Source organism: Pelistega suis (assembly GCF_013133795.1).
Lineage (GTDB): Bacteria > Pseudomonadota > Gammaproteobacteria > Burkholderiales > Burkholderiaceae_B > Taylorella > Taylorella suis.
Genome location: NZ_JABGBN010000003.1, coordinates 155,532 through 167,941 on the forward strand (window position 1 = coordinate 155,532; position 12,410 = coordinate 167,941).

General features: G+C 40.7%; 13 protein-coding genes. All 13 read left to right on the forward strand.

Translation table 11 applies throughout. The features are described 5' to 3' along the window. Nucleotides 1-14 precede the first annotated feature (14 nt). The 13 genes from HKX39_RS06035 (at nt 15) to HKX39_RS06095 (ending at nt 12,386) form a co-directional block, all read left to right on the forward strand. On the forward strand, nt 15-434 hold the full coding sequence (locus HKX39_RS06035; RefSeq protein ID WP_171680426.1) for a group II truncated hemoglobin: 420 nt from the start codon (nt 15-17) through the stop codon (nt 432-434). Then, a complete protein-coding gene (locus HKX39_RS06040) occupies nt 427-1,137 on the forward strand; it encodes a 3-deoxy-D-manno-octulosonic acid kinase (RefSeq protein WP_171680427.1) in 711 nt (236 codons plus the stop codon). Before HKX39_RS06035 ends, HKX39_RS06040 begins: the two co-directional genes overlap by 8 nt. Nucleotides 1,138-1,230: 93 nt before the next feature. Continuing rightward, a complete protein-coding gene (locus HKX39_RS06045) occupies nt 1,231-2,334 on the forward strand; it encodes a polyamine ABC transporter substrate-binding protein (RefSeq protein ID WP_171680428.1) in 1,104 nt (367 codons plus the stop codon). Between the two features lie 114 nt (nt 2,335-2,448). After that, the gene (locus tag HKX39_RS06050) at nt 2,449-3,573 is read left to right on the forward strand and encodes an ABC transporter ATP-binding protein (RefSeq protein ID WP_171680429.1); all 1,125 of its coding nucleotides are present in this window, start codon (nt 2,449-2,451) and stop codon (nt 3,571-3,573) included. Beyond that, the gene (locus tag HKX39_RS06055; RefSeq protein WP_171680430.1) at nt 3,570-4,484 is read left to right on the forward strand and encodes an ABC transporter permease subunit; all 915 of its coding nucleotides are present in this window, start codon (nt 3,570-3,572) and stop codon (nt 4,482-4,484) included. Before HKX39_RS06050 ends, HKX39_RS06055 begins: the two co-directional genes overlap by 4 nt. Continuing rightward, nucleotides 4,484-5,287: an ABC transporter permease subunit gene (locus HKX39_RS06060; protein WP_171680431.1), complete on the forward strand. Its 804-nt coding sequence runs from the start codon at nt 4,484-4,486 to the stop codon at nt 5,285-5,287. Before HKX39_RS06055 ends, HKX39_RS06060 begins: the two co-directional genes overlap by 1 nt. Continuing rightward, on the forward strand, nt 5,284-5,625 hold the full coding sequence (locus HKX39_RS06065) for a Spx/MgsR family RNA polymerase-binding regulatory protein (RefSeq protein WP_171680432.1): 342 nt from the start codon (nt 5,284-5,286) through the stop codon (nt 5,623-5,625). Before HKX39_RS06060 ends, HKX39_RS06065 begins: the two co-directional genes overlap by 4 nt. A 21-nt stretch (nt 5,626-5,646) precedes the next feature. Further along, nucleotides 5,647-6,324 carry a ribose-5-phosphate isomerase RpiA gene (gene rpiA / locus HKX39_RS06070; protein WP_171680433.1) on the forward strand — a complete coding sequence of 226 codons (678 nt, stop codon included), beginning with the start codon at nt 5,647-5,649 and terminating at the stop codon, nt 6,322-6,324. A 68-nt stretch (nt 6,325-6,392) separates the two neighbouring features. Next, the gene (gene phoU, locus HKX39_RS06075; RefSeq protein WP_171680434.1) at nt 6,393-7,097 is read left to right on the forward strand and encodes a phosphate signaling complex protein PhoU; all 705 of its coding nucleotides are present in this window, start codon (nt 6,393-6,395) and stop codon (nt 7,095-7,097) included. A gap of 89 nt (nt 7,098-7,186) precedes the next feature. Further along, the gene (locus tag HKX39_RS06080; RefSeq protein WP_171680435.1) at nt 7,187-8,215 is read left to right on the forward strand and encodes a LacI family DNA-binding transcriptional regulator; all 1,029 of its coding nucleotides are present in this window, start codon (nt 7,187-7,189) and stop codon (nt 8,213-8,215) included. A gap of 102 nt (nt 8,216-8,317) precedes the next feature. Beyond that, nucleotides 8,318-9,721: a hypothetical protein gene (locus HKX39_RS06085; protein ID WP_171680436.1), complete on the forward strand. Its 1,404-nt coding sequence runs from the start codon at nt 8,318-8,320 to the stop codon at nt 9,719-9,721. Continuing rightward, nucleotides 9,714-10,883, forward strand: a complete 1,170-nt coding sequence (locus HKX39_RS06090; protein ID WP_171680437.1) for an iron-containing alcohol dehydrogenase — start codon at nt 9,714-9,716, stop codon at nt 10,881-10,883. Before HKX39_RS06085 ends, HKX39_RS06090 begins: the two co-directional genes overlap by 8 nt. Nucleotides 10,884-10,943: 60 nt before the next feature. Further along, the gene (locus HKX39_RS06095; protein WP_171680438.1) at nt 10,944-12,386 is read left to right on the forward strand and encodes an NAD-dependent succinate-semialdehyde dehydrogenase; all 1,443 of its coding nucleotides are present in this window, start codon (nt 10,944-10,946) and stop codon (nt 12,384-12,386) included. Nucleotides 12,387-12,410: the final 24 nt, after the last annotated feature.

Here is a 12,410-nt window from a genome sequence, read left to right on the forward strand (position 1 = left end):
AACAAGAGAGTGAAATGGTAAAAGCAACGATTCAAACCCCTTCATTAGAAGAGTTGGTGACATATTATGACCGTTTGGGCGGTGAGCAGGGCGTGCGTGATATTGTTGAACGATTTTATGACTTAATGGATTTAGATCCACAATTCAAAGAGCTTCGGGATACCCATGGGGCTACATTGGAGCCAGCTCGTATGAAGCTTTATTTATTTTTAAGTGGGTGGTTAGGTGGTCCAGATTTATATGTCGAGCGATTTGGACATCCTCGCTTAAGAGCACGTCATATGCCTTTTTCGATTGGAATAGTAGAGCGTGATCAGTGGCTACAATGTATGGCACAGGCTTTGCAAGATCAAGGTGTAGAGGGTGAGTTATTTGATAAATTAATGGCCGCCTTTTTTGGTGTGGCAGACTGGATGCGTAATCGAGATGATTAGCCCTAAGGATAGCCGTATCGTATGTTCAACTTCTCTACAAGACATACTCAATAGTGATTTTTTTGGTTTAGAGCAAGAAGAGTCTTTGAAGCGTGTGTATGCATCGGTTCGCGCTGTTGCAGTGGGGGGGCGAAATGCCGCTTGGTTTGTAGAGCATCCCTTATTTTCTGGTGTGTTGCGTCATTATCGTCGAGGAGGTTTAATCGCGAAACTGATTAAGCAATCCTACTGGTGGCTAGGTGCTGAAAAAACGAGAGCTTGGGAAGAGTTTAAAGTGATGCAATATCTTGCCAATCATCATTTTCCTGTCCCTACACCATTGGCTGCAATGTATGTTCGACAAGGTTTTTTTTATAAAGCCGCGTTATTGACAGCGACTATTCCTAATGCCAAAACTTTAGTTGAATATCTCCGGTCGCTAAAAGAGCAAGATTATCCTGATTTGGCCATAAAGGTTGCGCAATCTATTCATCAGATGCATCGTCTTAACGTAAATCATGCTGATTTAAATGCTTTTAATATCTTATTAGATGAGCAAGCACGTGTTTATATTATTGATTTTGATAAAGCAAGGATTGAGCTAGCTCAAGGACAATGGTGTTGGGATAATATCAATCGGTTAGAGCGACATTTACAAAAAGTGTTGGGAGAGCAAGGTCAAACATTTATGGTATATATCAGACAAAATTTAAATAAATCTTAAAAAGTTGCGTAAAAAATGTATCAATTCTAGAAAAAAGCCTTATTATTACCTTTCTAATTCATACCTTTTAACTTTGTCATAGAGGGTCATTCAATGAAACTTAACTTTTTAGGCAAATTTACCGTTGCCGCTACTATTTTGGGTGCTTCATTATCTGCAGCATGGGCGCAAGAAAAAGTAGTTAATGTTTATAACTGGGCTGAATATACAGCGGAAGATACAATTCCTGGCTTTGAGAAAGCGACTGGTATTAAAGTGCGTTATGACACCTACGATACAAATGATATTTTGCAAGCAAAATTATTAACAGGTAATTCAGGTTACGACGTCGTTGTTCCATCTACACACTATGCAGCACGTCAAATTGAGGCGGGTCTTTTACAAAAATTAGATAAAAGTAAACTACCAAACTGGCAACATTTAGATCCTGCGATTATGGATGTGGTGGCACAAGTTGACCCAGGTAACGAATATCTTATTCCATGGGGCTTTGGTACCAATGGGCTAGGCTATAACGTCACTAAAGTGAAAGAAATCTTTGGTGAAAATGTTGATTTAGGCAACTGGGATATGTTGTTTAAACCTGAAAATGCAGAGAAACTCAAACAATGTGGTATTTCTGTATTAGATGAGGCTGCACAAGTCTTTCCTGCGGTTTTACACTATTTAGGCAAAGATCCTAATAGCGAAAACGAAGCTGACTATCGTGAGGCTTTAGATTTATTGAAGAAAGTTCGTCCGTATATCCGTCAATTTAGTTCATCAGGTTATATTGATGAGCTAGCGTCTGGCGATTTATGTATGGTTTATGGCTTTAATGGCGATGTACTCATTGCGGCAGACCGTGCAAAAGAAGCGAAAAAACCTTTTGTCGTGGATTACTATATTCCAAAAGGTGGTGCACCAGTATGGTTTGATACCATGGCTATCCCTAAAGATGCTAAAAACTTAGATGCAGCGCATGCATTTATTAACTACATCGAAACACCAGAAGTACATGCAGCGATTACTAACGAAATGTTCTATCCAAATGCGAATAAAACAGCACGTGAGCATGTGAAGGCAGATATTGCGAATAACAAAATGCTATACCCTGATGAAGAAGTGGCGAAAACATTATTTGTGATTAAGCCACAATCATTAAAAGTATCGCGTTTACAAACTCGCTTATGGGCAGAGTTAAAGTCTGGTAAATAAGCCAATTCAGTCTTATGACTGTCATAGAAATTGTATAATGTAGGCGTGCTAGTCTCTTTTCTGAGATTAGCACGCCGAAAAACTTTATAAAGAGCAAGGAACAACAAAAAAATTATGGAAGAAAGTCGCTTTACGACGCAGTCAGGAGATCCTGATGAGTTCGTCAAATTGGTGGATGTGGTAAAAATCTTTGGTGAGACAGTTGCGGTTAAATCAGTGAATTTATCGGTACGTCGTAATGAGATTTTTGCTTTGTTAGGAAGTTCAGGTTCAGGTAAGTCGACTTTATTGCGTATGTTGGCGGGTTTTGAACAACCAACATCGGGTCAGATTCTATTAGATGGAGTGGATATTTCTACCATTCCTCCCTATAAGCGTCCCGTTAATATGATGTTCCAATCCTATGCTTTGTTCCCACATATGACGGTGGAAGCCAATGTGGCATTCGGCTTAAAACAAGAGGGTGTAGATAAGCAAGAGATTCATGATCGCGTTTTTGAAGCCTTGGATTTGGTACAAATGGCTGGTTATGCACGTCGTAAGCCATCACAATTATCCGGTGGCCAACAGCAACGTGTCGCATTAGCCCGCAGTCTTGTTAAGCGTCCAAAGCTCTTATTACTTGATGAGCCTATGTCGGCATTAGACAAGCAAATTCGTCAGAAAACACAGATTGAATTAGTCAAAATTCTTGATTCGGTGGGTGTGACTTGTATTATGGTGACACATGACCAAGAAGAGGCAATGACAATGGCTCATCGTCTAGCGGTAATGACAGATGGTCGTATTATTCAATCAGGTACACCACATGATGTCTATACTTTCCCTAACTCACAGTTTGTGGCGAGTTTTATCGGTTCGACCAATATCTTTACAGGTACGATTGTCGTTGATGAGCCGGATCATGTGGTCATTGAAAGTGATGAATTAATGCGTCCGATGTATGTTAACCATGGGGTATCAGAACCATTAGGCATGGAAGTCTTTGTGTCTATCCGTCCAGAACATATTCGTGTGTTACGAGATCAACCCGAAGATGAAACTAATGTGGGGCATGGTATTGTGACGCATGTGGCGTGGATGGGGTCTTATCTACGTTACCAAGTACGTTTGGATGCGGGTAAGATTATTGAGGCTAGTGTTCCTAATAGTCGTATTGGTCAAGAAGAGCCTCCAGGCATTGATGATGAAGTCTATGTAACTTGGGGTCCTGATAGCGCAACGGTTTTACCATCATGATAAGTTTCTCTGCTCTTAAAAAGAAGTTAAAACCCGATCAAGACAAATTGGCGATTATCCCACCATTTGCTTGGTTGGTATTATTCCTTTTATTACCTTTCTTTATTGTTCTTAAGATTAGTTTTGCGGAGTCGTCATTTGGTATTCCGCCATATACGCCTCTCTTAGAATTTAAAGAAGGGGTTATTCGCTTAGCGATGCATTTGGAAGGCTATATCCTTATCTTTACGGATGGATTGTTTATTCATGCCTATCTAAATTCACTAAAAATGGCCGCAATCACGACGTTGATTTGTATTCTTATTGGTTATCCAATGGCATACTATATCGCACGTTCAGAACCTAAAATGCGTAACTTATTGTTATTGCTAGTGATTTTGCCTTTCTGGACATCGTTGTTATTGCGCGTTTATGCTTGGATTGGTATCTTACGTAATGAGGGTTTACTCAATAATTTCCTCATGTGGTTGGGTATTATTGATACGCCTATTGAGATTTATCGTACGGATATTGCGGTCTATATTGGATTGGTTTACACCTATTTACCATTCTTTATCTTGCCACTCTATACCAATTTATTAAAACTAGATCAGCGCTTATTGGATGCGGCATCTGATTTGGGGGCAAAACCATTGAGTACATTCTGGAATGTGACTTTACCTCTATCTATGCCAGGCGTTATTTCAGGGGCGATGTTGGTATTTATTCCTTCGGTGGGTGAATACGTTATTCCTGAGTTATTGGGTGGTACAGATACGTATATGATTGGTCGAGTGATGTGGGATCAATATTTTACGGATGCTAACTGGCCAGTAGCGGCAGCAGTGGCGGTATGTATGATTCTTCTCTTATTAGTTCCTTTGGTTATTTATCAACGTAACCAGGCTAAATTGATGAAGGAGGGCGCATAATGCAAAAGTCCAATATATGGTTTAAATGGCTAGCCTTAGGTTTAGGATTTGCATTTTTGTACATTCCTATTATCAGCTTAGTTGTATTCTCATTTAATGATTCAGCGCTTGCGTCGTCATGGTCTGGATTTTCATTCCGCTGGTATCGTAGCTTATTGGATGATCAGGCTCTTTTAAGTGCAGCATGGTTATCGTTCAAAATCGCCGTAATGTCAGCGACGATGGCGGTCATTGTGGGGACATGGGCAGGATATGTGTTGGCACGTAAAGGTCCTTTCCGTGGCTTTGCTTTATATATCGGTATGTTAAATGCCCCCTTAGTTATTCCCGATGTGATTTTGGGTATTTCATTATTATTGATGATTATTGAAATTCGCAATTTAGTGGGATTCCCAGAGGCTAATGGTTCGTTTACGATTTGGTTAGGGCATGTGACATTATGTGTGGCCTATGTTTCTGTGGTGGTTTCTTCTCGTGTCCGTGAGCTTGATCGTTCATTAGAAGAGGCAGCTTTGGATTTAGGAGCAACGCCAACACGCGTATTTTTTGCCATTACCTTACCATTGATTGCACCAGCTTTAGTATCCGCATGGTTGCTTGCCTTTACACTATCATTGGACGATGTTGTAATTGCTTCTTTCTTAAATGGTCCGGGTTTTACCACCTTACCGATTGAGGTGTTTTCTCGCGTTCGTTTAGGAATTAAGCCAGAAGTCAATGCATTGGCGACGATTTTCATTGTCGTCGTCGGAACGATAGTGATTGTGGCTAATCGCATTCAACTAAAAAATAAATCAGTATGATTCATATATTTGGATTAAAAAATTGCAGTACTTGCGTTAAGGCACAGAAAATGCTGACGGCGCAAGGACTTGCATTTCAGTTTCAAGATATTCGTCAAGTACCACCAACCACAGAGCAGCTTAAAAACTGGTCTGCTCAGCTTGGTTGGGATAGTTTAATCAACAAAAAGTCACAAACTTGGCGTGGATTAACTGATCAACAAAAGCAATTGAGTAATGAAGCAGATTTAATTGCTTTGGTGCAAGAACAACCCTCATTGATGAAGCGTCCATTGCTGGTTCAGGGTGATAGACTTATTTTAGGGTTGGATGAAAAAGCTTATCAACAATTGGCGTAATACAGATAGAGAGTTTTTACGATGACATTTTCTCAGCAAGAGCTTAAAGAACAAGTGGCAAAAGCTGCAGTAGACTATATTTTGCCTTTATTGACACCAGGAAGTGTTGTAGGGGTAGGAACTGGTTCGACAGCGGATTTATTTATCGATCAGTTGGCTAAACATAAAGATGCCTTTCGTGCTGCTGTAGCGAGTTCTGAGCGTAGTGCTAAGCGCTTGACTAATCATGGTATTGCCGTTTTGGATCTGAATGAAGTCCAAACCATGCCCGTTTATGTGGATGGGGCTGATGAGATTAATGCCTTACTACAAATGATTAAAGGTGGTGGTGGCGCATTAACACGAGAAAAAATCGTAGCATCAGTGGCTGAGCGTTTTGTATGTATTGCCGATGAAAGTAAAGTCGTTGCCGAGTTGGGGGCATTCAAGTTGCCAATTGAAGTATTACCGATGGCATTGCAAAGTGTCTCTCGTCAAGTAGCTAAATTAGGGGGGCAAGCACAACTTCGACAAGGGTTCACAACGGATAATGGTAATCCTATTCTCGATGTGGCGGGTTTTAGTGTCGCTGATGCGCGTTCACTAGAGTGCCAGATTAATGATATTCCGGGGGTGGTGTGTTGTGGATTCTTTGCAAAATCTCCTGCAACAGTCGCATTGATTGCGACACAAGAGGGCGTTAAGACATTAACGGTCTAAACGTTAATTGTCATATATTCGTCATAAATGCCCTCTATAATGAGGGCATTATTTTTTATAGGTGCGATATGACTGAACATACAAGTAAGCGCTACGAGAGTGAGTTAGAGACTATTCGATCGACGTTTTTAAGAATGGGCGGACTGGTTGAGTCCATGATTCAAGATTCATTAACGGCGGTGGAAACAGGCTCTGTAGAGTGTATTACGCAAGTATTAGAAAATGAAAAAATCGTTAATTCTATCGAAGTAGAATTGGATCATAAAATTGCCGAAGCGATTGCCAGAAACCAGCCAACAGCCATTGATTTACGACTATTAATCTCTGCCCTCAAGATGATTACAGATATGGAACGTTCTGCGGATGAGGCAGAAAAAGTCGTAAAAATGGCACGTCGTTTGCATGAAAATAATCCTCGCTACGAGCCTTTAGTTGAGATTCGTCATATTTCTACCTTGGTATCATCAATGTTAAATAAATTTTTGGATGCTTTTGCTCGCAATGATGCCGTGGTTGCTGCTGAGGTAGTAAGAGCAGATAAGCAAGTGGACAAAGAGTGGAAGTCATTATTACGCACTTTAAGTAGCTATATGATTGAGGATCCTCGCAAGACATCGGAAGCGATTGATTTGATTTTTATCGCACGTGCTTTAGAGCGAATCGGTGATCATGCTAAAAATATGGCAGAACGCGTTATTTATCTTGTACAAGGTGAAGATGTACGCCATAAAGGTGTAAAAAACGCAGAGAAAGTCGCTAGAGGTGAGGAATAAACCCCTTAAGGTGCTTTAAAAAGAAGTGAGTTGTCTAGTAGAATATATAATGACAATTGTAGACAATCTCACTTACTTAAAAAATAGATATGCCTTCTTCTAAAGATGTTGCTAAAAAAGCGGGGGTTTCCCAAACAACGGTTTCAAGAGTTCTGAATAATCCATTGACTGTCTCTGAAAAAACTAGAGCAAAAGTCATGGAAGCAATTGATGCATTGGGTTATATTCCTGATGCTAATGCTCGTAGTCTAGTTAGTCAAAAGACACATACTATTTCTTTAATTTCTGGACCTTTACACAATCCTTTTTTTGTGGATTCAACCTCGGAAATTATTCGCTATGCGAATCAGTTGGGTTATAAGGTCAATGTGCATTTTTCTGATGGTGAAATTGATTCTGTCTATGATATGGTATTGAGTCATAAGACAGACGGATTAATCATGTCTTGTGTCTTATTTAATGACCCTATCGTCTATCGTTTCCAAAAGTTAAATTTACCTTTTATTTGTTTTAATCGCCGTCATGAGTCGGTAGGTAACTATGTAGAAATGGATAATATGGATGCTGGACGTTTAGCGGTCAGACATTTATTATCACTGGGTCATCGAGATATTCTTTGGATTGGTGGCAGCATGTTAATGAGTACATTTCGTCATCGATATTTGGGATTTAAAGAAGAGTGTGATAGGGTGGGTGGCTTGCCTGCTTATCAGGGGCTGCGGATTAAGACGGTAAATTACAAAGAAACGGATTATCCTGATTTAGCGATGATGATGCATAGTTTGATTAATAATCAAGCTATGCCGACGGCGATTTGTGCAGCAACGGATGCATTGGCGATTGAAGTCATGAACACCTTAATTTCCCTAGGCTATTCTGTCCCTGATGATGTAAGTGTTATCGGTATTGATAATGTACGTAATAGTGCGACACCCTTAGTTCAACTCACCACTATTGGTATTTCGGATCAAAGTCAGTTGGGTGAAATTGCTATCCGTATGTTGATTCAAAAAATTGAGTCAAAAGATAATGCAGAAGCACAGACTAGGAATATCAGAATTACAAAGTCAGTTTCTTTATTTGAAAGAAAAACGACAAAAGCTTTGGCTATTTTGTAAAAAAATATTGCAAACAGGGTAACTCTTCTCTAAAATGAATACGTAAACATTTTATTGGTTACGTATTCATTTAATAAACACAAAATTCTCAGGAGAAAATAAATGGGAATCGCTTTATGGAAAAATAGAAAAGAAGGTGAGGAGGCGCCATATATTCCATGTGGTCCTTTTAAGATTCGTTTGCCTTTTATTCATTATCGTTTTGAATGGCCAGACTATTTCCAAGGTTTACTGATGTGTGCAGTGGATTTAGCCGCTATCCCATTACTTACTACGTTGTTAGGAATGCCTTTTGAGGTAGCTTTAGCTATTGTTATTCTCAATGGTCTTTTCTATTTGACACACCATTTGTTGGGTGACCCTTGTGTCCCTGGATGGATTACACCTGCTATTCCCTTAATTATGGCGTATTGTCAGCAATTTCCAGAGGGACCTGAGCGCATTCACTCATTGATTGCCTTTCAGATGACATTGGGGATATTGTCTATTTTCCTCGGCGTTACAGGTTTAGCAGGGAAAATTGTTCGATTAATTCCTGCTGCAATTAAGTCAGGTATCATTATCGGCGCTGGGTTAGCCGCGATTATTTCTATTTTCCAAGTAGGCGGTCGTTTTGAATCATTCCCTTGGTCAATTAGTATTGCCGTAGGTATTGCATTTTATTTACTATACTCAGCACATTTCGCACAATTACAAGCGCGTTTCCCAGCTTTTGCAGTATTAGGTAAATTAGGTATTTTTCCAATTATCATCTTAGCGGTTGTTGTGGCACCTATCTTTGGTGAAGCACCATGGCCTAGCATTGAGTGGGGATTCTCTTCGCCTGATTTTACGCGTCTATGGAATGAATATACCGTATTTGGTATCGGTTTCCCTCCAGTTGAGATGTATTTAACAGCGATTCCAACGGTACTAGCGACATATATTGTTCTTTTTGGTGATATCTTACAAAATCGTGCCTTGATTACTGACGGTCAAAAATATCGTCCAGATGAAAAAGTGAAATATAAATCAACACGTGCACATTTGATTTTTGGTGGACGTAATGCTGCGATGAGTATTCTTGGTCCTGATGTCACGATGTGTGGTCCGATTTGGTCTGCCATGCAAGTAGTGACCATTGAGCGTTGGAAAAAAGGTCGTAAAGCGATGGACTCTTTCTTTGGTGGTATAGGTTCATTCCGCTGGGGTACAAATACAGGTCTATTATTGATGCCTATTGTGAGTTTAGTTCAACCAATTTTGGGTATTGCGCTGGCGTTGACCTTACTTATCCAAGGCTATGTCAATATGAAAATTGGTGTATTAGAAGCACGTAGTGGTAAAGACTTAGGTATTGCGGGTATTGTTGCGGCTATTTTAAGTATTAAAGGTGCGGCATGGGCATTTGCCGCCGGTATCTTACTGTGTTTTTTAATTTATGGTAAGAAGTTCTTTGAAGGTGAGGTTGATTATACCTTTACCAAAGATCATGACCGTCAATTGGAGACTGAAGCAGATGATTAAAACAAGTTTTGTTACGCGTAACTTTAATGGATGGGGTTGTTTGAGTGTTTTGCCCGAAGAAGTCAAACGCTTAAAAGCCAACAATGCACTGATTATTACGGATCCTTTTTTAGCTCAAAACGGTTTAGCGGCTCAGCTGGCGAAGATGCTAGAAGAAGTGGGTATTAAGACCATTATTAATAGCGATGTGGTTCCTGAACCTCCTTTAGCTGTAGGTGAGCAATTAGTGAGTTTCTCTCGCCAACAAGCGGTGGATTTAGTGATTGGACTGGGGGGCGGTAGTGCGATTGACTTAGCGAAATTAGTGGCTGCTCTTGCGACTCAAGAAGGGGAGGTAAAGGATTATCTTAATCTTACTGGTACACGCGCTTTGGAAAAAGCCAGTTTGCCTAAGATTATGATTCCGACAACATCAGGTACAGGTTCGGAAGTGACTAATATTTCTGTACTCTCGTTAGAAAATAGTAAAGATGTTGTCGTTCACGATAATCTATTAGCCGAAGTGGTCATTGTTGATCCAGAGTTAACGGTATCTGTGCCTCCGAGAGTGACCGCTGCCACAGGGATTGATGCCTTAACACATGCCATTGAGTCTTATGTGTCTGTGAATGCGACACCCATTAGTGAAGCTTTGTCCTTACAGTCTATTCGTCTGATTGCCCGTTCTATCGTGACAGCGGTTGAAGATGGTCAGAATAAACAAGCTCGTACAGATATGAGTTATGGAAGTTATTTAGCAGGGTTGGCCTTCTTTAATGCAGGTTGTGCGGCGGTACATGCCTTAGCTTATCCTTTAGGTGGGCAATTTCATATCGCCCATGGGGAATCCAATGCCGTCCTATTGCCTTATGTGATGGGTTATATTCGTTCTTCATGCGAGAAGAAGCTGAAGGATATTTATGAGGCGATGGGGTATAGTGCATCACAGCTTTCACAAGAAGAAGCCTCAGTCGAGTGTATTAAAGCGTTGCAACGTTTGGTCAAACAAGTGGGTATTCCAGCCACATTACAAAATTTTGATATTCCTGAGACTGCTCTAGGCGATTTAACGCGTGCGGCAATGTTGCAAACGCGTTTATTGCAACGTAGTCCAATGAAATTAAATGAAGTGGATGTGGGCAAAATTTACGAAGCGTGTTATCACGGTAAAACGTTTTGTTAATACAATGTTTATCAGGGAGGTGAGATGTCTTACATCCCTGATATTGGATAAGGAGCAATAATGTCGTTAAATCCATTACTTTTTAAAACTCAGGCTTATATTGATGGAAAATGGGTGAATGCCGACAAGGGCGGCGTCATTGAAGTGACTAACCCAGCCACCGGTGAGGTGATTGGTAGCATTCCTAATATGGGTAAAGCAGAGGCAGAGCGTGCAGTACTAGCTGCTGAGGCGGCTCTAGCCGTGTGGCAACAAAAGAGTGCCAAAGAGCGTGCCAATATTTTACGTAAATGGTTCAACTTGATGATGCAACACCAAGAAGATTTGGCGTATATTTTGACCATTGAGCAAGGTAAGCCCTTAGCAGAGGCTAAAGGTGAAATTGCTTATGGAGCCTCTTATATTGAATGGTTTGCAGAAGAGGCAAAGCGTATTTATGGTGATACGATTCCTGGGCCTTCTGCAGATCGTCGAATTGTCGTGCTCAAACAGCCAATCGGGGTTTGTGCAGCGATTACTCCATGGAATTTCCCTAATGCGATGATTACACGTAAAGCAGCGCCAGCATTGGCAGCGGGTTGTACGTTTGTGATTCGTCCAGCATCTCAAACACCTTTTTCAGCCTTAGCGATGGCGGTATTAGCTGAGGAAGCAGGTATTCCTGCTGGTGTATTTAATGTGATTACGGGTGATGCAGAAGATATCGGTCATGTTCTGACCGAAAGCCCGATTGTACGTAAATTTAGTTTTACGGGTTCAACACCGGTAGGTCGTCGATTAATGCAGCAATGCGCTTCAACGATTAAGAAAGTTTCTTTAGAGTTGGGTGGAAATGCACCATTTATCGTATTTGATGATGCGGATGTGGATGCGGCTGTACAAGGCGCGGTTGCAGCGAAATTCCGTAATGCAGGGCAAACATGTGTGTGTGCGAATCGTATTTATGCTCAAGCAGGTATTTACGAAGAGTTTACTCAAAAATTGGCGGCTGCTGTTCAGAAATTAAACGTCGGCGACGGTACAAAAGCTGGGGTAGAAATCGGTCCTATGATTGAACCTAAAGCCATTAAAAATACCGTGAGTTTGCTGGAAGATGCAAAAGCCAAAGGCGGTGAGGTGTTATGCGGTGGAGAGCATAAGGATTTATTCTTTATGCCAACGGTGATTAAAAATGCCAATACCGATATGCGTGTCTTTAGCGAAGAAATTTTCGGTCCTATTGCACCGGTCTTTAAGTTTGACACAGAGGATGAGGTCATTCGTTTGGCAAATGATACAGAATATGGCTTAGCGTCTTATTTTTATAGCGAGAATATGAGTCGTGTCATTCGTGTGTATGAGAAACTTGACTATGGTATGGTCGGTGTCAATACAGGAATAATTTCTAATGAGGCAGCACCGTTTGGTGGTGTTAAACAATCGGGTTTAGGGCGTGAAGGTTCTAAATACGGTATTGAGGATTATGTAGAAATTAAATATGTTGCGATTGCCGTGAAGAGCTAGGTTTTTGTGCATAGTGACTCAATA